Here is a 24569-nt window from a genome sequence, read left to right as displayed (position 1 = left end):
TAATCATCCTGCTCGGGCATTTGTGTCATATCGAGGAGGACTTACATATGCTTCGCCGTTTTATGTCTTATTATCGTCCTTACAAAAGACTCTTTATCTTGGACTTCTCCTGTGCCATCGCCGCCGCTCTGCTGGAGCTGGCCTTTCCACTCGCCGTTAACCGGGTGGTGGATCAACTGCTTCCGGCTGGCAATTGGTCCATGATCTTGGCGGCGTGTGTTGGGTTGCTCGGCATCTACCTGCTCAGTTCCTTTTTCCATTATGCAGTGACCTATTGGGGCCACAAACTTGGCATTAACATCGAATCCGATATGCGGCGTGAACTGTTCCAGCGTGTACAGAAACAGTCCTTCCGCTTCTTCGATAACAATAAGACCGGGCATCTGGTCTCCCGCATGACCAACGATCTGATGGATATTGGTGAGATCGCGCATCACGGACCCGAGGATCTATTCATTGCCCTCATGACACTCGCTGGAGCTTTCGGGATTATGCTGGGGATCAACTGGCAGCTTGCGGTGATGACGTTCATCATCGTTCCGCTGATGATCTACCTGTCACTGTATTTCAGTCGCAAAATGTCCAAGGCGTTCAAGCGCATGTTTGCGGATATCGCCGATTATAACGCACGAGTAGAGAACAATGTGAGTGGCATCCGTGTGGTACAGGCTTTTGCCAATGAAAAACATGAAGTAGGACGTTTCGTTGAGAACAACGAACGTTTCCGGCTTACAAAACTAATCACCTACCGTATTATGGCCTGGAACTCTTCACTCAGTTTTATCCTGATGAAATTTGTATCGCTGTTTGTACTGGTATGTGGAACCTGGTTTGTCATTCAAGGCAGTATGACTTACGGAGAATTCATCGCTTTTGTGATGCTCTCCAATGTATTCCTCGGACCGATCGAGAAGATTAACTCTGTCATCGAGACGTACCCTAAAGGCATCGCCGGATTCAGACGTTACCTGGAGCTGCTTGAAGCTGTACCGGATGTAGAAGATACACCACAGGCGAAGCCGATTCCGGATGTCAAAGGAGATATTGCTTTCCATAACGTTACCTTTTCTTATGGAGAACACAAACCTACGCTGTCTAAGGTCAATCTGGATATCCAGGCAGGCCAGACGGTTGCTCTGGTTGGACCTTCGGGCGGGGGCAAAACGACGTTATGCAGTCTGATCCCACGTTTCTACGATGTGGATACAGGACATATCTCCATCGATGGCATTCCGGTGAAGGACATGACACTGGAATCACTGCGCTCCCATATTGGGATTGTGCAGCAGGATATTTTCCTGTTTGACGGAACGATTCGAGAAAATATTGCATACGGCAAACTGAATGCTTCCGATGAAGAAATCTGGCAAGCCATTCGCAGGGCCCAACTGGAAGAGCTGGTACAGTCCCAGCCAGATGGACTCGATACCATGATCGGTGAACGTGGCGTGAAATTGTCCGGCGGACAGAAGCAACTTCTATCCATCGCAAGAATGATCCTGAAAAACCCACCTATTCTCATTTTGGATGAAGCTACTTCCGCACTCGATACCGAAACAGAAGCAGCCATTCAACTGGCCTTGTCCGAGCTGGCGCAGGGACGTACAACATTGGTGATTGCCCATCGACTGGCGACCATTAGACACGCCGATCGCATCGTAGTCGTGGAGAACGGCAGCGTTGCTGAACAAGGAAGTCATGAAGAACTTCTCGCGCGTAAAGGCTCGTACAGCCGACTGCATCAAGCCCAGTTTGGTTAAAGGCAGGGCTTAAAAGTGAAACCAAGTGGTTTGTAGGCTTAAACGCCATAAGTTCAATATAGGTGTTGTACAAATAAGTCACTACAACAGCAAAACAACCTTCCCTCTGTACTATAGGGAAGGTTGTTCTTGTATTTACTATTCGTTATATAAATTGAATGACATATTTACACAAAACGAAGAGGACAGAAATAACCTGAAGAAGCGGGAGCGTTCGCCTAAAAGCTTTCTGCAAGAAAGCTACATCGGAAGCATACGCTATCACTGGATTTTCCCCTTTGAAAAAGGGAATCCAAAAAAATCTGGGGATAACAGCGATCAGAAGGTTGTTCTGTCATCGGAGTGGCAAGTGTAAATAACCATTAGTTCAATTTATATCACTACCCATCCAGAATGGCATTCGCTCGCTCACGAAATTCCACCGCCGCCTGCTCAGGCGTAATTTTGCCAAACAGTAGAAGATCATATAACTCACGTAACACCGCGGTGACCTCTGGCGCACCTACGGGATCAGGGGGGTCCATCTGAGTGCTGTTATCCGCAACCCAATCGATATAATCAAACACCTGCGCCAGCTCCGGTTCAACCACCAGCTTCATCCGCTCTTTGACACTGGATGAGACGGGCACACCCCGCTCCCCTTTGAGCAGCAGATTGGCATCCAAATCATTCACAAAAAAGCTGATGAACTTGGCCGCTTCCTCCTTATGTCTGGAATTACCCGCCATGGAGAAAAACATGCCTGGCTTCAAGAACAATCCATCCTGGCTGTTTGGCCCAGGCATTGGGGAGATGGTTAAGGGTTTGCCATAACGCTGAGCAGTGCTGATAAATTGGTTGGAATACCCCCAGCTAAACAAAGCCTCTCCCAGATAAAACGGGTCGTTATCAGGCTGGCCAATATCTGATGTCCAGATATCTGGTGCAAAAATAAGTTTCTTCTCCGCGAGCTGCTGCATCCTGCCAAAGTACTCAATAAACAGCCCATCATCCTCATACCCCAATCTCTTGCCATCCTCGGCGTATAGCTTGGAACCATACTGTCTCAAGTAATACGCGAAAAACTGTTCCGGCGTGAAATAGGTTCCCAGATAGATGCCTTTTCCGAGCAATTGCTCGCCCATCCGGTCAAAATCCGCCCATGTCCACGTATCCGTTGGCAATTCAATATCATTGGCCTTTAACACTTCCGGATCATAGATGCTGAGCATGGCGTTAACCCCCAAACTGAGACCATAGGTTTTTCCATTCAGGCTACCACTCTCCAACTGTTCCTTCTCAATATCTGTCGTGTCAATCAGCCCGCTCTGCATGTACGGCGTCATGTCTTCCAACAGTTGCAGCGAACTGTACTGGGACAGATAGGAGATGTCCATCTGGATAATGTCGGGCAACGCATTGCCTGCTGCATGTGGTGCAAGTTTTCTCCAGTATTCGTTGAAACTGCTATATTCGTATTCGATGTTCACATGTGGATTCAACTTCTCATACAGGTTGATAACGGCTATCGTTGCATTGTTGCGAAACTCCCCACCCCACCAAGCGATTCGCAGCGTTATCGGCTCTTCTTCCACAATCATGCCTGGCCTTTGATCCAACTGGTTCACGCAGCCAGGAAGAGTCAGCATAAGGCAGAGCATGCCTATCATTCGCATCCATCTTCCCATAACTTCTCCTCCTTACCTGGTGATGGGGGTGGCAGCAGCACCGTTACTCTCGTTCCACGCCCCGGCTTGCTCTCCAGCAGAACATCATATTCTTCGCCAAAAGCCAGACGTACCCGCTCCCTGATATTCAGCAGACCAATACCTGTTCCTCTGGTTTTCACTTCACCGCGCAGTACCTGTTCCACATATTCGGGTTCCATGCCAGGACCGTGATCCTCCACGATAAGGGCCAGCTTGCCACCGGATATCTCGGCATACACTCGAATCAGACATGAACCAACCTGTGGTTCCAAACCATATTGAATGGCATTCTCCAATAATGGCTGTAGGGTCAACTTTGGAGTGGCACACCCCAGATAGGCAGTGGGCACATCTAAGCGGAAATCCAGTCGCTGCCGGAAACGGTAGGTCTGAATGGTGATGTAATGATTGACGATCTCCAGCTCTTCGGCAATGGTAATGATATTTTGCTTGAAGCTGATGGAGGAACGCAGCAAATATCCGAGTGATAACACCATACTGGAGATTTGCTCCTGCCTGTTCTTTTTGGCGAGCCAATGGATCGAATCCAGCGCATTATACAGAAAGTGGGGGTTGATCTGCGCCTGTAGCGCCTTGAACTCTGTTTCTTTAATGACCAGTTGGCTTGCATAATTTTCTTTAATCAATGTATTAATATGTGTAATCATCATTCGATACGTACGCTGTAGTAACCCCAATTCATCCATGTGCTGGTGTCTTGGAATGGACAGATTGGCGTCCATATTCTCCAGATCGCCATACTGCACTTCCTTCATCTGACTGATGAGCTGCCTGATCGGCCTTGTCAGACTGCGTGCGAACACCATACCAAGTGCGAGAACAACCAGAATGGCGATAAGATAAACAACAATCAAACTATTTTTCAACCATATAATACGTTCAAAAATCTCATCATAAGAGGCCATATTATAGTAAACCCAGCCGGTGTAGGCGGATTTCTTCTGGGAAAGAAATATCTCCCTCCCATCCAGATTTTTGATCTCATATCCCCCACTGCCTGGAAGTGGATTCAGTCCCGCGGACACCGCTTCTGGAAGCTGGCGATAAGGATAGACCACCTCACTGCCTGCTTTTAAAATAATGTCACTGTCCTGGCTATCAATGCCCGCATACTCCTCAACAAGTCGCTCGATATTAATACGCAGAAACAGTATGCCTACCGGTTCCAGGGTCATCGGTTCGTAGGCTCGCACTTGACGCACCATAACCAGCATCGGGTCATCATCATCCGGGTATAGCCACCTCACTGCACCATTGGCCTGCTCCGCAGCCGCAATCATCCGATCATATTTTTCCTGAGATACGGTTAGTGTCTCGCCATATTTATTGACTCTTCCCCTGGAATCAATCAGATGAACGGACTGCACATATCGTGCAGCCCCACTAATATGCTCCCATAACCGATCCGTGATCTTTTTTCGTTCAATAAAGCTTGAATATGCGCTATCGTCATCCAGCAACGACTTCAAGGCTCTTTGAATCTGCGTATCGGAGATCATGTTTAATGATAACGCTTCCAACTTCTGAAGTTCAACATCCACTGTAGACGAAGAAAGGTTCAGAAGTCGGGACGACTTATCAAACAGCTGTTTGTCATACACCGAGTACGTATAATACAAGGACCCAAACGCGAGGATGATGACAAACGCCATCATGAACATAATCATCAGAAACATTTTCATTTTGATGCTGAGTTTGCGGTAGGCTGTCATGACCAAAGCGCTCCTTTGAACCACGTGATACTACTAGGTATATCACATACAGGAAGGTTTCCCCAAAGTTTTAGCGCTCGATTTCTCACGTATTATTTAGACTGATATCGATCATACGCAGCCTGATGAACCTCAATCGCCCGGTCAATATCCATGCTCTTGATTGTTTCGGCCATCTTGTCAAATTCGGTGATCGGCTTCTGTCCGCTAATAATGGCAGTCATCGTCTCATTCAAATACGTATTCACCTGACTCATGATGGATGTACTTGTGGTCACCTCATCTGTTGACAAACGAATTGGAGGAAGCGTTAATGCTGAGCTTGCTTTCATCCATTCCGCGTTCGCCGCACGCTGTCCGTCGTCAAATAATAGTGCATCCAGATAACGACTATCCTGATTGATTGGACCGTCCATAATGGATAAGGCATAGGAAGCCAGAGCCTGGTCATACGTTAGACCGTTCGGATTATCAATGATGGTATCTGTGAATTTGACACCTTCCCCGTCACGAACATAGCTGTCATTTTCGATACCAAAGTTGAACAGATCACTACCCTCTTCGCTATAGTTGTAGTCCATCCACTGAACAATATATTTCAGTTTGTCTTCGTCTGCGGATGCCGTAATGGCCTCACCATAACTTAGTACCTTATTCTCCAGATTGAAGGTAGCATACGAAGTTCCATCCGGAGATACGGGCCATGGTACGCCGGTTACGTTAAAGTTCGGATCGGTATCTCTCATCAGATTGAAGTATTTCCCCATACCACTGAACACACCGCCCTGATATGCGCCTGCCAGATTGCTGGTAACCTTATAGTCAAATGCTTTACCGTCATTGGTCATGATCTCGGGATCAATCAGCCCTTCCTTGTACCACTTGGCCATGGTCTCCAAGAAATCACGGTAGCCCGGCTGAATCGGTCCGAATTCCACCTTATCTCCATTCATCTGGAAGCCACCAATTACACCAAATGCCGCCGCAAAATCATGGAGCTTGGTCAGGTTACCCGGTCCCCAGTTCCCGGTGAATGGTAGCTCATCAGGCTTGCCGTTGCCGTTGGGGTCCTGTTCCTTGAATGCCTTAAGCACCGTATACCACTCATCGATGTTCGTAGGTACCTTAAGGTTCAATGCATCAAGCCAATCCTGGCGCATAATTAAACCGGAAGTGGCATTCAGCTTCAATGCATCCAGCTTGAGCAGCGGGAACATATAGATCGTGCCATCGTCGAGTGCAATCTGTTTCTTCACATCCGGATCGGATTCAATAATCCGCTTTAAGTTTGGTGCATAACTGTCGATCAATTCATTCAACCGGATGATCCGGCCGTCCTTGATCATTTTTTCCGGTCCGCCAACGGCATCCGCCCAGTTATAATAAATGACATCCGGCAGCTCCTTCGTGGAGATCAGCAGATTGAACTGGTCACGCTGTTGTCCAAGCGGAGGGTGTGTGAACTTCACTTTGATGCCTGTCAGCTTCTCCTTTTCCTTATAAGCCGCCATATCGCCAAAATTGTTCAAGGAAGCTGTCAGTTTGGCATCATTGGCGCGCCAATAGTCAATGGTAAATGGCTCACTTGTAATCGGTAGCGGAATTTCGGTCAACGCCTGAACCGCAGGTTCTGTTCCTTCTGCTGGCTCTGCGGTACCTGGTTCATTATCACCCGTACAGCCCGCCAGTAAAGATATGGTAAGTAGCGATGACAACAGGATGGACCCCATTCTTTTTTTCACGTAATTCGCCTCCATAGATTACATTTTTTATTGTTTCACAGCACCGATTAGAGCGCCCTGAACAAAATAACGTTGGATGAACGGATATACCAGCATAATCGGCAGTGTGGAGATAATAATGGTCGCATATTTGATGTTCTCCCCAATGGCAAAGCCGGTATCAGCGCCAGCGCCCATGGCCTCTGTACTGCTGCTGATCAGAATATCACGCATAATAATCTGGATCGGATACAACTCCTGACTGCGCAGGTAGAGCATCGGTCCGACATAATCATTCCAATGGTCAACCGCATAATACAGCATCATGACCGCCAGGATTGGCTTTGACAAAGGCAGTACAATTCGGAACAAAATCAGAAAGTCATTGGCACCATCAAGCTTCGCCGATTCGATCAGACTGATCGGAATGCCTTCAAAGTTTGTTTTCATAATGAGGAAATAAAATGTGCTGATGGCACCCGGAATAATAAGCGCAAAACGGGTATCCACCATGCCCAGATTCTGAATCAGTAGAAAAGTTGGGATCATACCCCCGCCGAAAAACATCGTGAACGTAATTAATTTCATCAGCGTTTTTCTGCCCATCAGATCACCACGTGACAGCCCATATGCGGCCAGCGAAGTCATGAGCAGATTGATGGCTGTACCCACCACAACATAGAACAAGGTGTTCATATATCCCGTATAGATGCGAGTATCCTGAAATACTGACTTGTACGCTCCCAGCTGGAAACCTTCAGGGATGAGCATCAGTGAACGGGAACGCAGCATCTGATCCGGGTCGCTGATTGAAGAATTGAACACGTACAGCATCGGGTAAAAGCACAAAACCATGATTACCAAGAGCAGCAGTGTATTAAATACATCAAAAAGTCGTTCCCCTATAGACTGTTTCATCGCTTCACCTTCCAATTACCAGAGACTGGTTGAGTTAAGCTTTCTGCTGATCGCATTCGCGATAATAAGTAGCGCGAAATTAATGACGCCGTTAAATAGTCCGATGGCGGTTGAATACGTATAGTTCCCCTCCAAAATACCGGATCGATAAACAAAGGTGGAGATGACATCCGATGTCTCATAGGTCGGTGCCGTTTGCATCAGCAATATTTTCTGAAAATCCGCGTTCATGACTGCACCCATACGCAGAATTAACATGATTACTATAGTTGGCATGATGCCCGGTAGTGTAATATGTAATAGCTGTCTCCAGCGGCCTGCACCATCAATTTTGGAAGCCTCATACAACTGTGGATCAATACCACTTAGTGCTGCCAAAAAGATAATCGAGGCCCAGCCTGCGCCCTGCCATATGTTGGACAGGATGTACATCGGACGGAACATATCTTTTTCCGCCAGAAACATAATCGGCTGCAGATCAAAAAAGTCACGAATGACGTTAAATAACCCACCGTCCAGAGATGAGAACGTTTTCAACATTCCGACCACGACGACAACCGAGATGAAATGCGGCATATAACTAATGGTCTGTACTGCGCCTCTGAACCACTTCTTCCGGACTTCATTCAGCAGCAGTGCTAGTAGAATCGGAGCCGGGAAACCAAACACAATACTGTAAAAACTCAAAATCAGTGTGTTCTTAATCAGTCGCCAGAAATAATAACTTTCAAAAAACATGGTGAAGTTGTCAAATCCAACCCATTCGCCTGCCAAAATTCCTTTGATCGGGTTGTAGGATTCCTGAAATGCCATCAGTAGCCCGTACATTGGCCCATAGCTGAAAATCAGATAGTAGGCTACCACAGGAACGAGCATCAGATAAACGTATCTGTTGCGGACAAGTTCCTTTTTCACCGAACTCCATTTGCCAGCTGGCTTCAAACGCCCAGGTTCAATCCCCCGGCTTCGATTCAGCTCCATCCACTCAACCTCCACTCTCGATGTTCATTCACTAACATGACACTTCTAATGATAGAAGCGAGCGCCTTTTCTTCCCATGCTCATTTCCGATAAATGGATGTTCAAAACCGAGTTCCGTCCGACAAAAAAAGACCCTGCTGCCGATGAATGGCGTACAGGGCCCGATCACAGATTAGATGTAGATCGGATATAAAGATTAGCTATGTAGAAGCCGGTAGCAACGCTGTATTAGGGTACTTTTTTATACTCGGAAGGGGAGAAACCCGTGTATTTCTTGAACATTTTGCTGAAATACGGCCAGTTGGCACCAAAGCCTGTCTGTTCGGCAAGCGAGGATACAGTGCAGTTCCCGTCCTGATCCAGAAGCTCCAACGCTTTACGGATGCGGTAGCTTAACACATAGTTCGTAAATTTCTCACCAGTTTCTTTTTTGAACATTTTGCCGATGTAGTCTGGATTCATGTATATTTCCCCAGCGATAGACTGGAGTGTTAATGTCTCGTCCTTGTAGCGTTTCTCTACCAACTGTTTCACACTGCCTACCATCTGCGATTGTCTGGAGCGATGTTGATCATAGCGGCGCAGGGTGATTTCCTTGCCAACAGCAAGCAGAAACTGTTGAAAAGAATGCAGGGTGCTGGACTCAATCATACCTGGCAACTGATCCATATACCTTTTCATCTCGGCAGAGCCACTGAGTCGAATCATCTCCATAAACATCTGAATAAGATAGGACTTCGTTTGGGATATATCGTATCGCAAGCTGGCAAGCATCTGAAACATCCGGTTCAGCTCTGATCCCACTTCCTGCCAGTGCCCCGCCTTGATTGCAGTAACCATCCGCTCCGGATCGTATTCGAATTCAGGAAGAATGCGCTCTCCGGGAGAGTAAATATCCCGCTCCATAATGAGACTGCCTTCACCGAGGTAAAAGCGGTAATTGAGATAAACTAGCGTCTGCATGTACAAATGGCGTGCCTGCGAAAGGTCTCCTGGCTCGCTCAGCGCAATCGTGAGATCATCATGGTAATATCGGGTAAATGTGGCGCGAATCTCATCGATATTATGGAACAACTGCGTTTCAGATAACTTTTCCTCCATGATTAGTAACACATGCCCCCCAACCGTGGCACTTAAGATGGGATTGTGAAAAATATCCTCGGCAATGTTCTTCACCGCGAACAAGTGCAAATACTCATGATCCCCCTCAATCTCTACCAGCAGCAACCGCACACGCTGATCCTGAAACTGTACATCGAATAATTCCTCGAAATACTTCCATTCCTTGACCCCGTATGTTCTGTTCGTGACTAGCTCTTTCAGAAAATATTCCTTGGCATGCGGCAATACACGCTCCAGATTGTATTGGATCGACTGCACAAAACACTCCTGATCGGTCAACTCCCGCTTCTCACTGACCAATTCACTAATAGCCTGTACGAGATGCTCTTCACTGCAGGGCTTGAGCAAGTAGTGCTTCACCCCATACTGCATGGCCGTTTTCGCATAATCGAACTCCGTAAAACCCGTGAGCATGATAAACGAGATATGCTGATACTTCTCTGCCACAGCTTCAACCAGCTGTAACCCATCCATTCCCGGCATGCGGATGTCCGAGATAATGATATCTGGACGTTGCCGCTCAATTGAAGCAAGCGCTTCCAATCCATCTTGAGCAATGCCGATCAGTTCTGTTCCTAATCGGGACCAGTTCACGACACTGGAGATCCCGTCCGAGATCATAGATTCATCATCAACCAACAAAACCTTGTACATCGTATGCATCCCCCTACCTTTAACCAGTTCCATTCTATTATATGGGCATTATGCACAAATAGAGGGGAGGTCGTTGATTGACATGGGAATTGAACTATAACAAGTCTGATTTCTGAACATTCCTGGCTCATCTCATTGGGAAAATCATTGGCACGGCTATTGGAGTTAGTCTCTGTAAAGACAAAACAACCCTCACCCCGCTACTGGGGTGAAGGTTAGCCTCGCTTCATTTTACAATATCATCAGGGTATGGGTACGGACGGAGTAATTCCGCTACAACATTACGTATCCATCCCATACTCCTTCACTTCACGATTACGGTTCAACACCGCATGCAACACAAAACCAAGTACCGCAATCGCTGCTGTGCCTGTTGCCAGCCAAGCTACAGGAATAAGTCCCTGTTTGTCATACATAACCCCCATCGCATAGGGGCCGATAACCCGTCCAACCGCACCGATCCCACCCGATATCCCGATGTAAAAAGGGGCCGCCCTGCCCGCATGCTCCGAGATAAACGCAGGTGTTGCAGGGGAGATCAACATCTCTCCAAACGTGGCCAGTACCATGGCAAGCACCATGCCTGGATAGCTGTACATGGTAATCATGACAATGTAGGCCATGCCATAGAATACCGCACTCGCCGTCATCTGGGCAGTGGAGGTACGGGCCATGGTCCGTTTCACCCAGCTGGTAAAAGGTTGGCCTACAAAGATCAACACCCCGTTTAGGGTCCAGAGCAGACCGTACATTCTTTTTTCCATACCCTCAGAAATGATATACGGGGACACGCCTGTGTTCCAGATGGAGTTGCCGAATAACAGGAAGAGCACGCCCAAGCTCATAAACAGATATAATCGGGTATTACCCAGCAATGCCCAGACGCCCGGCCCATCAGGAACGGTTTTCCGTTTCGTCAGATGTACTTCCCCCTGATCCGGTTCAACCCGGGACAGATAATACCAGAAGAAAATTGCAAACCCGGCTGAGGTCACCCCGTTCAGTACAAAGCTGAGGTGATAGGAAAAGTCAGCCAGAAAACCACTCAGCGCTGTACCAATCGCTACCCCGATATTGTTCGCTACATAGATAATATTGAATAATTCACCGCGTCGCTCCGCAAACCGGAAGCCAATAAAGGCCTGAATCGCTGGCAGCGACAATGAACTGAACAGACCAATCCAGCCCATCGCACATATAAATATGACCCAATACGCACTAATCCACGGCAGCGCAAACAAACCTAACGCATTAAGCCCCAGTGAGCCAATAATCAGCTTCTTCACGCCCACCCGGTGATACAACGAACCTCCGAGCAACTGTCCAAAGATGCCACCCAGGGACTGAATGAGGATCACAAAACCCGCGTTAGCCATCGTTCGTCCAAGTTCATCAAACACATACATGGTGGTCAGCGGCCACATCAAGGCACTGCCGGTTGCGTTAACCAGGCTTGCTAATAAAAATATTCTCACTTCTTTTGGATAGTTATCCAGCCATCTCATCATCGTTAATTCATTCTCCTTAGTACCTCTGCACAAACAAATGGCCATAAAAAATAGACCTTTGCCCTGACGGCATAACCATAACCAGCCAGAGCGAAGGTTTTATGAAGTGTTACATCTATTGCACTATAATCCTGCTCAAATTCTAGCCTTTGTTCATCTTACCTCAAAAAAATCAAGCTGCAAGCACACTCATTGACGCTTCACTTCAACAGTGGCTGAGAAGAAGGTCGCCCCGTTCCCCATGTCCGACAACCGATTGGACGTCAGTGAATTCGCTCGCTGCTTCTTGCCGTCACCATCCCACCATAAGCCTTGGCTGATGACGGTTCCCGGCAACATGGCTTCACTCACCTTGGCGGTAAGTTCGATGCGCCCACGATCATTCCATACCACCACGGCATCTCCATCCTCCACGTTTCTACGGATGGCGTCCTCGGGGTGTATCTGCAATAGAGGCATCTTTTCCAAACGTTGATGTTTGGCTGAATTACCAAAGGTGGAGTTCAGGAAATTATGGTTTGGCGGCGATAGGAACATCAATGGATAGGTATCGGCAGGTCCAGCCGGATGCTCCCCATCATATCCTTCAACCAGAGCACTATAGGTAGGGAGCGGCGGAAGCCCTCGCTGTTCCATCGTCTCCGAATATAATTCAATTTTGCCTGAAGGTGTGGGCAGCTGATCCAGAAATGCAGCATGTGGCGACATATCCAGCTTCACGAATCGATGCTGCTTAAGTCCCTCCAACGTGACTCCATTCATGTAGGGGTTGCCTGTGCCCTGAAGTGCGTCCTCAATCATCTGTTCTGGCGTTTCTCCAAAGATTGCAAGATCGTACCCCATGGCCTGCCCAAGCAGTGAGAATAGTTCCACATTGCTCTTGCTCTCCCCAATCGGTGCAATTACCGGCTCTTGCAGGTGAACGTACTGATGCCAATAAGAGGTGTACAAGTCCGTCGCTTCAAATGAAGATGTGGCTGGCAATACGATATCTGCATATTTCGCCGTATCCGTGATGAACAGATCATGCACAACCGTGAACAGATCTTCCCGTGCAAAACCTCGCTCCACCCGCTCGGTATCCGGTGCCACCACCAGTGGATTGCTGCAGTAAACCATCATAGCCCGGATCGGCTGCTCTGCTTCCAGCAACGCTTCACCAATCCGGTTCATGTTCACTACTCGCGGCTCCGGATTCTGCCGCAGCTCCGGACGTTCCAGCGCGTCGCTATTCGTGCTCGCGTAGCTGTTGGTGCGAACAGCACCGCCGCCTTGCTTCAGCCATTGCCCTGTAATGGCAGGCAGACAAGCAACGCTACGCACGTTCATTCCCCCATTATCATGGTGCTGGAGGCCATTCCCGATGTGAATATGAGCTGCCTGTGCGTTGCCGTATAGTTCGGCCAGCTCCACAATGGTTTCCTCCGGCACACCCGTAATGCGTGCAACACGTTCAGGGGTGTAACTGCGGACATGATCACGTAGTGCCTCATGACCTACCGTATACTTTTGCATAAACGCTTCATCCGTTAGTCCCCGTTCGAACAACACATGCATCAAGCCCAGCGCCAGTGCGCTGTCCGTGCCCGGATAGAGCGGGATAAACCAGTCGCCCCATTGGGCGGTACGATTGCGATGAACGTCGATGACGACGATCTTGGCGCCTTTTTTGCGTGCTTTCTCCGCCAAAACGACCTGGTGCATATTTGTACTGACGATATTGCCACCCCACACCAGGATGAGATCCGCATGCTCCGTATCTTCCGGAACCGTTCCCCGATTGGCACCCATCGTATATTTCCAGCCCGTATTTCCAGCGGAGTTACAGATCGTCTGCTCCAGTACACTCGCACCAAGCGCATTGAAGAAACGCCGATCCATGCCGTCTACGCCGAGAATGCCCATGTTACCGTAAAAGCTGTAGGGCAGGATGCTCTCAGGGCCGTAAGTCTCGGACAATGCAGCGAATTTGGTCGTAATCTCGTGAATCGCTTCATCCCAACTGATTCGTTCGAACTTGCCTTCACCTTTGGCTCCTACACGTTTCATCGGATATTGTACACGCTCAGGGTGATACACCCGCTCAGTCATATTTCTAACTTTATTACAGATGGCACCCTTGGTTATGGGATGATCCGGATTACCTGCCACCTTCACAATTTTGCCGTTCTCTTTATGTAATAACAGACCACAAGTATCCGGACAGTCGAGCGGGCACACCGCCGCAAATATACCATTCTCCTGATCGATCATCGTAAGGCTCCCCTCTTTAAAAGCTATCCCTATATCATATCTTCTTCGAGGTTATCGCGTAAAGAGAACAGTATATTTTCGCCTAATATTAACCGCTATAGCAGCTTCAAATTATTCTCAAAAAAATGTTTTGTCGTTTGATTCAACTTCAGAATTCAGGGGTAAATTAAAAATAAGGCATTAGGCTAGTGTTTCCCCACTTCCTCCTCATGCCATATCATGGACCACTCCCGAAATTCGCCATGAACAGGTTTCGTTCCCCCGAACCTTGTCATGGCGAATTTATTTTGCGTTAAACTCCAACGAGGACCCCATACAAAAAAACGATCCCGCCCTGCTCCATCACAGCATATTCGCCATGAACCGAGCAAGATCAGAATCGTCTTCACTTCTAATATACGTGTATCCATACCTCGCTGTGCCTGCTATGCTTGTTTGCTCAACATCACTCTAGCCTCCGTCTCCACAGCTTCGATCGACGTTACTATCTCCGGTTTCACTTTTGGCTCAGCTTGGCGCAGGTACACCACCCAGTAGGCTGCAGCTACAAACAGAGCACCACCAGTCAGATTCCCAAGCCATACCGGAATGAAATTCATCACATATTGACCCCACGAATAATGTCCTTCGAAGATTGCCGCCGGGATGAGGAACATATTGGCCACAACGTGCTGGAATCCAATCGCCACAAATGCCATCGTTGGAAACCAAATGCCCAGTACCTTGCCACTCATCGTATCGGATGCATAAGATAGCCACACGGCAAGTGCCACCAGCCAGTTACAGCCGATGCCAGAGATGAAAGCTTGCAGGAAGCCATCATGCAGCTTATGCCCAGCCATATCCACCACTTTCGCCAGATATACACCCTCTCCGGTCAGACCCAGCACATGTCCAAACGCGTACGCGACAAACAAAGCTCCAACAAAATTACCAATCGTCACTAAGGTTAGATTTTTCAACATGTTACCCACGGATAATTTTCGTGCAATCGTAGCAAGTGGAACTGCCATCATGTTTCCCGTCAGCAGCTCGCCACCACCGATGAGTACCAAGATTAATCCAACCGGGAACACTGCTGCTCCAATCAGATTGACTAGACTTCCCCACTCAGCTGGCGCAGAAGCAATCACCCGAATATCCAGTAGAAACCCCAGCGCAATAAAAGCCCCTGCCAAAAAACTAAGCACCAGTACAGAAGACACCGGATATTGAGCCTTCTTCATTCCTGTTTGCGCCGTATATTGTGCAACCTCAAGAGGTGTTTTTGCTGCCATATCATTCATCCTCTCCTTCATTGTTCATCGATTGGAAAAACGACCTGAATTTCATTGTTTATGCGTTGAATACCACATCCTAATTGTATCTCGGTCCTAAACATAACTTTGTGCAAATTATCACAATGTTGTTTAAAAAGATACTTTAAAAGTGTCTTTTAATAGTTATGACAGAAGAGTATCGTAAGACCCTTTGTAGCTAAAAACCACAAAAAAGACTGACGATATACTCGCCAGTCTTCTTTTTCCTATATAACATGCTCTCTGTTCAACCATCTACTCTGCTTCCTTACACCATTGCTGGTGCTTTTACTTCTATTGGAGGCAGTGCTTGCAGACCAGCCGTGTTTAGGAAGTTCCACGGTTTGTTGTAATGTGGCTGGAAGAAGAAGTCGATGAAGGCCAGCTCATCTACGGTCATGTTATTTTGGATGCAGACCGAGATCGTATTAATCGATTGGGTCAGATCAACCTGAGACATCACCTGTGCTCCAACGATCCGACGAGTAGCCTGCTCATATACTACTTTGAGCAACAGTTTCTCAGCCGTTGGCATGAACTCCGGACGGTAGCTGTCTTCCAGTACCACGGATTCAACAATCAGGCCTTCGTCAGCAGCAGATGTTTCCGTCATCCCTGTACCCGCGATATTTTGCTCATAAATTTTGATACCCGATGTTCCTTGCGTACCCATATACGGTGTCGTAGGACGAACCAGATTGCGAGCTACGAGTGTACCCATCCGCACGGCGTTAGTCGCCAATGGAATGTACGCTGCTTTGCCTGTTGGGTTGTAATGAATAGCACAGCTGTCACCCGCAGCGAAGACGTCTTTTTGACTCGTTTGCATATATTTATCCACGATGATTGCGCCGTTTGGCAGCATATCCACTTGGCCTTTGAGCAGCTCTGTATTTGGACGGAAACCAATGCACAGAATAACCAGATCGGTTTCGAACTCTCCTTTGGACGTGATCACCTTAGTTACTTTGCCATTTTCACCAGTAAACTTCTGTACCGTTTGACCGAGAGCCAGCTTGATGCCACGCCCAGTCAACGTATCTTCAATCGCATCCGTGAATTCAGGGTCCAGGTATTTGTTCAAAATCCGGTCCACACTGTCGATCAGGGTAACTTCCTTGCCATTCATTTGGAAAGCTTCCACCAGCTCTACGCCGATATATCCTGCACCTACAACAGTAACACGTTTGGCATCTTTGGCTTTTTCAATAATCGTGTTGGAATGATTGTAGTTTTTGCAAAGTAAAATGTTATCCATCTCGATGCCTTCAAGTTTTGGAACAACAGGCCATGAACCCGTTGTCACGATCAGTTTGTCAAACGTATCTTCAAATTCTTCCCCAGTTTTCAGGTTTTTAGCCTGAAGAGTATGGCCCTTGGCATTAACTGCTGTAACTTCATGAAGCATCTTGGTCTCAACACCAAGCTCTGCCAATTGATTAGGCGAAGAATAGAACAAACCGTCAGGGTCTTTCACAACCCCACCTACGTAGAGCGCAATGCCACAAGATAGGAAGGAGATATTGTCATTGCGCTCATACACGGTGATGGTAGCATCCGGGTACAATTTAGCGGTATTTACGATGGCTGCGGTCCCTGCGTGTGTACATCCGATAACTGCGATTTTCATTAAAAGTTCCTCCTCGAAATATATAAATGAGTTTGAATATAACGTTGTTATGGTTGTGAAACATTTCACTTCTTGTTCGAAACTGTGTATGTGATTTATTTCACTTTATACACTCATTATAATGTGATATTTTTCACATTGCAATAGGTTGAGCAAAAAAAGTTTGTCGAAGGAGGTCAATTCCCTGTATTTAAGCCTTTCTTCCCTTCATTGTATTGATTTCATTGTCCCCGGATTTGGGCGGGTTTATGCTATGTAATGGCTTCCGTGATCCCTGTATGAACACAGTGTGGACGTATAAAGTTAGAGGCGTCTCCTGCCTTCATGTTTGACTTATACAAAGAATAAATGGCTTCAATTTTCATTATAGGGTTGATTTCATGGATCCAACTCCTACCTGTGAACAGAATAAATCTGCGTATATAAAATAATCAAAGAAGCCCATCCTTGCTTATGCAAGGACAGGCTTCTCAAACGTTCTTGTATTAACCGAGCAATTTCTCGATATCTGCAATCATTGTCTCTGGAGATTCTTTCGGTTCAACACGACCTACCACTTCACCTTCACGGTTAACAAGGAACTTGGTGAAGTTCCATTGGATGTCGCTTGTTTCACCTACGCCTGGTTGTTGCTCCTTCAGGTATTGGAACAGGGGATGAGTGCCCTCACCATTCACATCTACCTTGGCAAACACCGGGAAATTCACACCATAGTTAATTTGGCAAAATGATTCCGCTTCCTCACTTGTACCTGGCTCCTGCCCTCCAAACTGGTTACAAGGGAAACCCAGTACAACCAAGCCTAGATCACGATAACGATCATAGAGCTTTTGCAATTCACCGTATTGCGGGGTCAGCCCACACTTGCTGGCTGTATTGGCAATGACCAATACCTTACCTTGATACAGATCCAGTGAGACTTCTTGGTTCGCGGTGGTTACCGCCTGATATGAATATACGGACATGACTGATTCCTCCCATGACATAAGTTGGTTTGGGCTGTTGCGAGCACGTTGGCATAACCAATGAACCCACAGCCTGTCCTATTATTATAAACCTGATCCAATGCGATTACCAAATCCCGAGTCTACCCGTCCCCTTTGCTCCCATGCATTGCAAATCCCCCATGAATGCAAAAGAGCCGCGTGCGATAGCGCACAGCGGCTTCATTCTATAATGTAAGGACCACATATGGCCCATTTCGTTAACTTCCTGTCGCTTGAACACGTGGTTCTGCCCGTCCTCCAGCATGAACCATCGCACTGTTCATGACCAGTTGCTCTGGCGTCTTCGATTGCTGGCGTTCGCCTGCAAGAGCGTAAGGCAAGCAGAGCGGTACACCGGAACGCGGATCAATCACGATATCTGCTTCAATGTTGAATACTTCACGAAGTACATCTGAGTTCATAACTTCCACAGGTGAACCATGAGCGATGGCTTTACCTTTTTTGATACCAATCATGTGATGTGCGTAGCGGGAAGCATGATTCAAGTCATGCACAACCATAACAATGGTACGGTTGGCTGTGGCATTCAGTTGCTCCAGTAATTGCAATACTTCGAGCTGGTGAGCCATATCCAGGAACGTAGTCGGCTCGTCCAGGAAAAGGATATCTGTTTCTTGTGCAAGTGCCATGGCAATCCAGGCACGTTGACGCTGTCCACCAGACAGTTGATCAATCGGACGATCATGGAATTCTGTCATGGCTGTCACTTCGATAGCCCATTCAATCATACGTTTGTCTTCCGCACGCATGGAGCCAAATCCTTTTTGATAAGGAAAGCGACCATACGATACCAATTCAGTAACGGTAAGACCTTCAGGGGCTGTTGGATTCTGTGGCAAAATCGCAAGTTGCTTGGCAACTTCACGCGTGGACTGTTTATGGATAGACTTCCCGTCGAGCAATACATTACCTGCTTTTGGAGCCATAATACGTGCCATCGTTTTCAGGATGGTTGACTTCCCTGAACCATTGGCTCCAACAAGTGCTGTAATTTTTCCTTGGGGAATCTGAATATTCAGATCCTCTACAATTAGTCTTTCCTCATAAGCGATATCCAGCTTGGTCGTCTCCAGACGAAACATGCGATCATCCCTCTCTCATTTATCCCGGTTATGTAATCCGGCTATGACAACAAAAACGAAATTGTAATTCTGTGATTTCCGACGCAAATATCTTCTACACTAAAGATACTGATAATCATTATCATTTGTCAACATAAAAAACCAAATTTTCTTCTCTTTTCGTGCTTTATTTGGACTTTCTGTAGCAGAAATCCCGCTCTTTTCCCAAGTACACATGAGATCTTTTCTCATTCATTCCGCGCACTTTATCACTTCTGACTGTCTTTCAAACTCTTGAATCGCAAATTTTGTGTCTGAATTGTGAATGTGTGAGTTTTTTTCATGCAATGGCCACTCCGATGACAGAACAACCTTCTGATCGCTGTTATCCCCAGATTTTTGATCCTTTTTTAAAGGGTAAATCCGTGGATAGCATATGCTTCCGATGTAGCTTTCTTTTAGAAAGCTTTTAGGTGAACGCTTCACTTCTTCAGGTTATTTCTGTCCTCTCCGTTTTTGTGTAAATGTTAGTTCAATTTATTCATCCGCCATATCAAATAAAAAAAAGATGACCTTGAAATCTAAAGTTCAAGGTCATCTAACATACTCTTTGTTATGGTAAGAAGTCAGCATATTTCAATATTTGATTAAAAGGTACTCAATGAATCTATGCAACAGGCCCAAATAAAATAACTTACAGCTTCGGCTGTGGCATCAATTGGATCACCGTCATGCTGCCCTGCGTACTTTTCACACTGACAATGCTCTCGGCATCCATATTCGCTGGAAGATCGATCTGCAATCCATACGGATAGAGACGATCTACCTCTCCAATAGACATCTGTGCAGGAGTGGTCGCATCCTGTTCATTGGATACTGATGTGTCAGGCGATGTTGAACCTGTAGCTTGATCTGCATCAGTACCTTGATCCGTGTCTCCACTCGCAGCATTAGACGATGCATTCGTCCCTGTATCCGTTGTTGTATCGGTAGCAGGATCTGGAGTGGAATCACCCGATGTTGAAGGACCTGCCTGCTGATCGACATCCTCCGCCTGCTCTGTGTTCCCTGCGTTTCCCGCTGAGGAACCATCCGTGCTTCCTTCGGAAGTACTTCCTGAGCCACCATCGGAGGTATCTTGGGTATCAGGCTCTTCATTCCGATTAAAGCTCTCCCACTTACCTGTAGCATCCATCTCTTGAGTGCTGCCATCCTTCATCGTCAATTGAAGTTTGCCTTGCTCAAACTCAGTGCTTCCCGTATCATTCCTGAAACGGATCACCAGTTGAGCAGGTGATTGCGTACCCTCCTGTTCACTCACAGGAATCATATAAGCAATCTGCTCCGCGAGCTGCACCTCAGGTTCAGCCGGTATGACAGGCTCCTGGGTAGATGGAGGGGATGCCGCTGGCGGCTCTACAGAATCTTTCATCCATGCATATGTACCGCCAGCAATACCCAGAACCAGGATCAAGAGGATTAATCCGAATAGATTTTTCCTTTTACCCGTTAGCATCCGCATCAGTGGAGAGGACAATTCCGTCTTCGCACGGTCATAGACCGGCTTCATTGTCTTGCTGGCTCTCACGTAATACGGTTTGAAAGCTGACTTCGACTTGAAAGCTTCACGGTCATGGGCTTTAAAATACGCCACGATCGCATCCGCATATCCTTTATGCGCATTGGACCCCCGGACAAACATTCGATGATCTCCTGACCATTCGAAGAATGGATACAGCCCTTCAGCACGACTTGCATTGGTGCGGATGAATTCAATCAGGCCAGGATAATCCAACCGATTGCTGCCGCTTCCTCCCCGATAAAAAGCCATCGGCAAAGCTTCATATGCCGCGATCCCCGGATGAGTCTGCAGCTCTCCGGCAAGCCAGCGACGCGTCCAGCGTTGAAGTTCATTGCGTTCTGCCAGGGAAAGTGCCTCCAATGCCTCTTCTTCATTCCCCTCGCCACTAAGCCACGCTCTCGCAGCCAGCATCATGTTCGTTCGAGCGGATACATCAGAGCCCTGACGTGCCGCCCAATCCCGAACCTCATTGCCATGCTGCAAAATATCGATGCTTAATAGCTGCTCACGGTTAACCCGATCCAGATCCAGATCCTGAATCATAAACAGGTTAATGACATAAGCAAGCTTGTCTGCAAGGCGGGTTAATTCCTCCTGATATGTCGGATCTTGACTGGCAGACGGATATCCCCCTTTGCGATTAGGGCGGGCTGTAGATTCAGATTGACCAATTCGTGCTGTAATGCCTGTATCATAAGTACCTTCCATAGATACCCTATCGAGTATGCTAACCCGTTGGAGTGCTTCATTCGCAGATTGTACCGGATTAGGCGCAGAACATAACCGTTCACGCAGCTCATTGGCTGTCCGCTCCTGCAAGAAGCTGTAGTGGATCGCAGATGGATGGGACGTAACCCATCTTCGGATCACTTCCACAACGTTCGCTGCTGATTCCGTGCGTTTCAGCTGATTGTCCAGATAAGGCTCGAACAACAGCTTGGTAAGCGATTCATTGGCCAGCACTTTATCAAAGAAAGCTCGATTCAGCTGCGGATCCCGATCCAGCACAGCATACAGTTCCTGCACAGCACGCATACGCTTCTGGGCGCGGGCATTATTCACACCGTAGATGAAATAGTCCACAATCCAGGATTGCACCACGGGTGCGGCAACACTGAAATATTCTCCAATGCGAGCAGCGACCGTTTCTTCGGGTACATTCTCACGCTTCACGCTGTCCAGTTCACGGCTGAGCAAGGTCAGGAACAGCTCGTTCAGACGGGAACGTTGCTGCGGTCCACCATCCGGCTTCAAATAGGTCAGCAAGCCACTCAGGACATGACTTTTGTTATCCAAATACAGGTCTTCCATGCCTTGTTCAAGACCATAGAACACCGCAAGTTCACCATATGCTTCAATGGAAAGTTCCCGTCCAGGCTCCATGCCAGACAGCATCTCATCCGCAAACGTATAGAACGCATCCGCCGCCGCAGGTTCCTGCAATAAGGCCCAAGCGAATTCCGCGTAAGGTAACTTCGCCACAGATGCATCCGCATGTGTCACTCTGCCGGATACCAAATCAAAGGTGAAATCCTTCTCCGTATTCCGGTCTTTCGGACGCAACGTCCCCCGCTCTACAAACTGGACGTGAATGCCCTTCTTGGCCTGTGGCTCCTTGGCAAACGTCATGAATCCCAGCTGCCGCCGGAATGCGTATGGTAAAGCCGTGTACAGCAAACGTAACAATCCTTTGGCCCCTGCGGTCACTTCTTCTGCGGGAAGGTCCAGTGCAATGTATACTTTTCTGCGTGTCGCCACGGACTGCATTACCGCGTAGAGCAGGCGCTTGAACAGCACTTCGTTCATTTTCAAGGTGCTCAACACTTGGGTTGGTGATCCTACGCCAGCATCGGTCGCCCCACCTTGTCCGCTCCTAGGTGATATAGGCAATTCAGCAAGTGCTGGCAGAACTGTACCTTGTTCGATGTCATAGGACGTGGTGAACACGGCATCCAGCCAGCCGCCTTGTTTCATCTGCTCTTCCGAACGTTCGGGAGACAAGACGTAATTATGTGCAAAAAAGGCACTGCGCAGCCCGGTGAAATCCGCAGACTGGTACACATTTTGCCCAAGGATTGTCTCCCCACTCTCCAGATGAAGCAGGTGAATGGAAGCCGGAAACTTCGTCTCGTCCTTCTCGCTACGACCTGTTAGCTCCGCTGGAGCGTCATAGACGCAGTAGGGGTGAAGCACTTTTTTGATAAAAGAAGGGTCCAGTCCCGGCGATACCGCAACCGTATCAAACCCCTCTGTTGTGCGAAACACCCCGCGCCGCTCTCGGGTATACAGCTGTTGTTCAATGGGCGGGGTTACGGAAGAACGCATCATCCCACTCTCCCCTCAATGTACTTCAGCTTGTACAATAGCCATAAGAAGGGTTCATCCACGCGAATCGGACTAACCACACCCTGCAATTTCATATCCACCGGATTGCTACCCAGCGCAGAGACTGCGAAATAGGCTGTATCCTTGAAGTACACATCCATCGTGCCCTTGAACGGACGATCCACTTTCTCGATAAAACGCCGGATCTCCCCGTCGATATTCTCGAACTCGGTTAAGTCGAACCAATCGCGGTGCACCATGTTGCGGAAGACATTACTGTTGGATTTGATATAATCCCCCTCTTCATCCTTGAGGGAATGCAGCATGTCGCTTTTCGTGAGCACAACCGCTGTTGGAATATTGGTCTTGGCTTTGTCCTGATACGCGATAAAATCTCCGAACATCGTCAGCACCACGTCACGCGGCTCATCGTATCGTGGTGTCCACTCTCCCGGCTCGTTGCCCAGGTTAATGCGGATTTTGTCCCGAATCGAACGAATTTGAAGCGGGTCCACCATGAACAGGATGCCTGCCGAGTTCTTGATGTGCTGCCCGTGAAGTCCGAGATAATCCTGCTCCACCATACCTTCACCCGCAACGTCGAAGAAAACCAGTGTCAGCGGCGCTTTATCTTCGTCCTTGAACACAAATTGGAAGATAAACGGCTCCTGCAACTTTTCCTTCTGTGTGGAATCCAGCAGATCCCCCCGTTCAAACAACGGTTCTTCATAATCCGCACGGAACCGGCGGCTAATCTCCGCATTCAATGGCATGCAAGCCGCGTCAAAATGATCGGCCGTATAATGCTGCAATGTATGAATTAATGAAGTCATGTAGACGGATTTCCCCACCTGGGATGCACCAATGATGGATATGATATTGCTCGGTGCTTTACCTGCCGTAACAGGCAGCTCGTTATGACACTGCGGACACAACCGGCGGCGTGTAACTACACCGTACCGATCGTTCAGACCCATCACGATGTTATCGGAATAAATACGGTGTTCCTCCGGTACATCATGCGGAGCCAATACGGCCTCCATATCAAATACCGTGTCGAGTCCAAATCTTTCGCGATACCGATTCAACTTCGCATCTTCCCCGAGTGCGTAGTCCTCATCATCATCGCGGTGATGGGCGGCGCGGAACACCACCTCTTCCGGTGAAAACTTGCTGAAACAATAAGGGCATACAATATCGTAAAACAGCGGACGTTCCTCCGGCTGTTGTCTCTTCAAAAACCGACTAAAAAAGCTCATAGCCACTCCCCTCCCCTGATCAGTCAGACTAAGGTGATTTACACTTGCACTACGATGACAGAGTAACCT

At 47.8% G+C, this 24569-nt stretch carries 16 protein-coding genes; 1 reads left to right on the top strand and 15 read right to left on the bottom strand.

Translation table 11 applies throughout. The features are described 5' to 3' along the window. Positions 1 to 47 precede the first annotated feature (47 nt). The gene (locus AC6CIF_RS08310; RefSeq protein ID WP_498199012.1) at positions 48 to 1760 is read left to right on the top strand and encodes an ABC transporter ATP-binding protein; all 1713 of its coding nucleotides are present in this window, start codon (positions 48 to 50) and stop codon (positions 1758 to 1760) included. Positions 1761 to 2140: 380 nt separating this feature from the next. Here the strand turns inward: AC6CIF_RS08310 and AC6CIF_RS08305 are convergent, their stop codons facing one another. From AC6CIF_RS08305 to AC6CIF_RS08235, 15 genes are all read right to left on the bottom strand, one after another. After that, the gene (locus AC6CIF_RS08305) at positions 2141 to 3427 is read right to left on the bottom strand and encodes an ABC transporter substrate-binding protein (protein ID WP_498199010.1); all 1287 of its coding nucleotides are present in this window, start codon (positions 3425 to 3427) and stop codon (positions 2141 to 2143) included. Continuing rightward, entirely contained in the window at positions 3406 to 5181 is a 1776-nt protein-coding gene (locus tag AC6CIF_RS08300; protein ID WP_498199008.1) for a sensor histidine kinase, read from the bottom strand. The genes AC6CIF_RS08305 and AC6CIF_RS08300 overlap by 22 nt, the downstream gene beginning before the upstream one ends. A 92-nt stretch (positions 5182 to 5273) precedes the next feature. Next, the gene (locus AC6CIF_RS08295) at positions 5274 to 6923 is read right to left on the bottom strand and encodes a type 2 periplasmic-binding domain-containing protein (protein ID WP_498199006.1); all 1650 of its coding nucleotides are present in this window, start codon (positions 6921 to 6923) and stop codon (positions 5274 to 5276) included. A 27-nt stretch (positions 6924 to 6950) separates the two neighbouring features. After that, complete coding sequence (locus tag AC6CIF_RS08290; RefSeq protein ID WP_076209737.1) at positions 6951 to 7820, bottom strand: carbohydrate ABC transporter permease; 870 nt, start codon at positions 7818 to 7820, stop codon at positions 6951 to 6953. 15 nt (positions 7821 to 7835) lie between these two features. Next, positions 7836 to 8696 carry an ABC transporter permease gene (locus tag AC6CIF_RS08285; RefSeq protein ID WP_235193717.1) on the bottom strand — a complete coding sequence of 287 codons (861 nt, stop codon included), beginning with the start codon at positions 8694 to 8696 and terminating at the stop codon, positions 7836 to 7838. A 333-nt stretch (positions 8697 to 9029) separates the two neighbouring features. Further along, positions 9030 to 10577: a response regulator gene (locus tag AC6CIF_RS08280; protein ID WP_498199004.1), complete on the bottom strand. Its 1548-nt coding sequence runs from the start codon at positions 10575 to 10577 to the stop codon at positions 9030 to 9032. A 281-nt stretch (positions 10578 to 10858) separates the two neighbouring features. Beyond that, positions 10859 to 12082 carry an MFS transporter gene (locus AC6CIF_RS08275; RefSeq protein WP_498199204.1) on the bottom strand — a complete coding sequence of 408 codons (1224 nt, stop codon included), beginning with the start codon at positions 12080 to 12082 and terminating at the stop codon, positions 10859 to 10861. A gap of 192 nt (positions 12083 to 12274) precedes the next feature. Further along, complete coding sequence (locus tag AC6CIF_RS08270) at positions 12275 to 14338, bottom strand: molybdopterin-containing oxidoreductase family protein (RefSeq protein ID WP_498199002.1); 2064 nt, start codon at positions 14336 to 14338, stop codon at positions 12275 to 12277. Between the two features lie 185 nt (positions 14339 to 14523). Then, positions 14524 to 14748, bottom strand: coding sequence for a hypothetical protein (locus tag AC6CIF_RS08265; protein ID WP_498199000.1), 225 nt, complete (start codon positions 14746 to 14748; stop codon positions 14524 to 14526). Positions 14749 to 14763: 15 nt separating this feature from the next. Further along, the gene (locus tag AC6CIF_RS08260) at positions 14764 to 15615 is read right to left on the bottom strand and encodes a formate/nitrite transporter family protein (RefSeq protein ID WP_498198999.1); all 852 of its coding nucleotides are present in this window, start codon (positions 15613 to 15615) and stop codon (positions 14764 to 14766) included. 289 nt (positions 15616 to 15904) lie between these two features. Beyond that, on the bottom strand, positions 15905 to 17266 hold the full coding sequence (locus AC6CIF_RS08255; RefSeq protein WP_498198997.1) for an FAD-dependent oxidoreductase: 1362 nt from the start codon (positions 17264 to 17266) through the stop codon (positions 15905 to 15907). A 485-nt stretch (positions 17267 to 17751) separates the two neighbouring features. After that, positions 17752 to 18231 carry a glutathione peroxidase gene (locus AC6CIF_RS08250; protein WP_498198996.1) on the bottom strand — a complete coding sequence of 160 codons (480 nt, stop codon included), beginning with the start codon at positions 18229 to 18231 and terminating at the stop codon, positions 17752 to 17754. A 239-nt stretch (positions 18232 to 18470) separates the two neighbouring features. Continuing rightward, on the bottom strand, positions 18471 to 19355 hold the full coding sequence (locus tag AC6CIF_RS08245) for an ABC transporter ATP-binding protein (RefSeq protein WP_036612750.1): 885 nt from the start codon (positions 19353 to 19355) through the stop codon (positions 18471 to 18473). A gap of 673 nt (positions 19356 to 20028) precedes the next feature. Beyond that, complete coding sequence (locus tag AC6CIF_RS08240; protein WP_498198994.1) at positions 20029 to 23244, bottom strand: GAP1-N2 domain-containing protein; 3216 nt, start codon at positions 23242 to 23244, stop codon at positions 20029 to 20031. Then, on the bottom strand, positions 23241 to 24500 hold the full coding sequence (locus AC6CIF_RS08235; protein ID WP_024632789.1) for a TRAFAC clade GTPase domain-containing protein: 1260 nt from the start codon (positions 24498 to 24500) through the stop codon (positions 23241 to 23243). Before AC6CIF_RS08235 ends, AC6CIF_RS08240 begins: the two co-directional genes overlap by 4 nt. Positions 24501 to 24569: the final 69 nt, after the last annotated feature.

Source organism: Paenibacillus sp. GQ49 (assembly GCF_059759055.1).
Note: the sequence above shows the minus strand (reverse complement) of the source record. Positions and strands in the feature narration are given on the sequence as shown.

Bases quoted from the DNA above. Each gene is read 5' to 3' on its own strand.
- AC6CIF_RS08310 (WP_498199012.1), top strand. From the start codon at position 48: ATGCTTCGCCGTTTTATGTCTTATTATCGTCCTTACAAAAGACTCTTT.
- AC6CIF_RS08305 (WP_498199010.1), bottom strand. From the start codon at position 3,427: ATGGGAAGATGGATGCGAATGATAGGCATGCTCTGCCTTATGCTGACT.
- AC6CIF_RS08300 (WP_498199008.1), bottom strand. From the start codon at position 5,181: ATGACAGCCTACCGCAAACTCAGCATCAAAATGAAAATGTTTCTGATG.
- AC6CIF_RS08290 (WP_076209737.1), bottom strand. From the start codon at position 7,820: ATGAAACAGTCTATAGGGGAACGACTTTTTGATGTATTTAATACACTG.
- AC6CIF_RS08285 (WP_235193717.1), bottom strand. From the start codon at position 8,696: ATGCTCGTTCCTGTGGTAGCCTACTATCTGATTTTCAGCTATGGGCCA.
- AC6CIF_RS08280 (WP_498199004.1), bottom strand. From the start codon at position 10,577: ATGTACAAGGTTTTGTTGGTTGATGATGAATCTATGATCTCGGACGGG.
- AC6CIF_RS08275 (WP_498199204.1), bottom strand. From the start codon at position 12,082: ATGAGATGGCTGGATAACTATCCAAAAGAAGTGAGAATATTTTTATTA.
- AC6CIF_RS08270 (WP_498199002.1), bottom strand. From the start codon at position 14,338: ATGATCGATCAGGAGAATGGTATATTTGCGGCGGTGTGCCCGCTCGAC.
- AC6CIF_RS08265 (WP_498199000.1), bottom strand. From the start codon at position 14,748: ATGGATACACGTATATTAGAAGTGAAGACGATTCTGATCTTGCTCGGT.
- AC6CIF_RS08260 (WP_498198999.1), bottom strand. From the start codon at position 15,615: ATGGCAGCAAAAACACCTCTTGAGGTTGCACAATATACGGCGCAAACA.
- AC6CIF_RS08255 (WP_498198997.1), bottom strand. From the start codon at position 17,266: ATGAAAATCGCAGTTATCGGATGTACACACGCAGGGACCGCAGCCATC.
- AC6CIF_RS08250 (WP_498198996.1), bottom strand. From the start codon at position 18,231: ATGTCCGTATATTCATATCAGGCGGTAACCACCGCGAACCAAGAAGTC.
- AC6CIF_RS08245 (WP_036612750.1), bottom strand. From the start codon at position 19,355: ATGTTTCGTCTGGAGACGACCAAGCTGGATATCGCTTATGAGGAAAGA.
- AC6CIF_RS08240 (WP_498198994.1), bottom strand. From the start codon at position 23,244: ATGATGCGTTCTTCCGTAACCCCGCCCATTGAACAACAGCTGTATACC.
- AC6CIF_RS08235 (WP_024632789.1), bottom strand. From the start codon at position 24,500: ATGAGCTTTTTTAGTCGGTTTTTGAAGAGACAACAGCCGGAGGAACGT.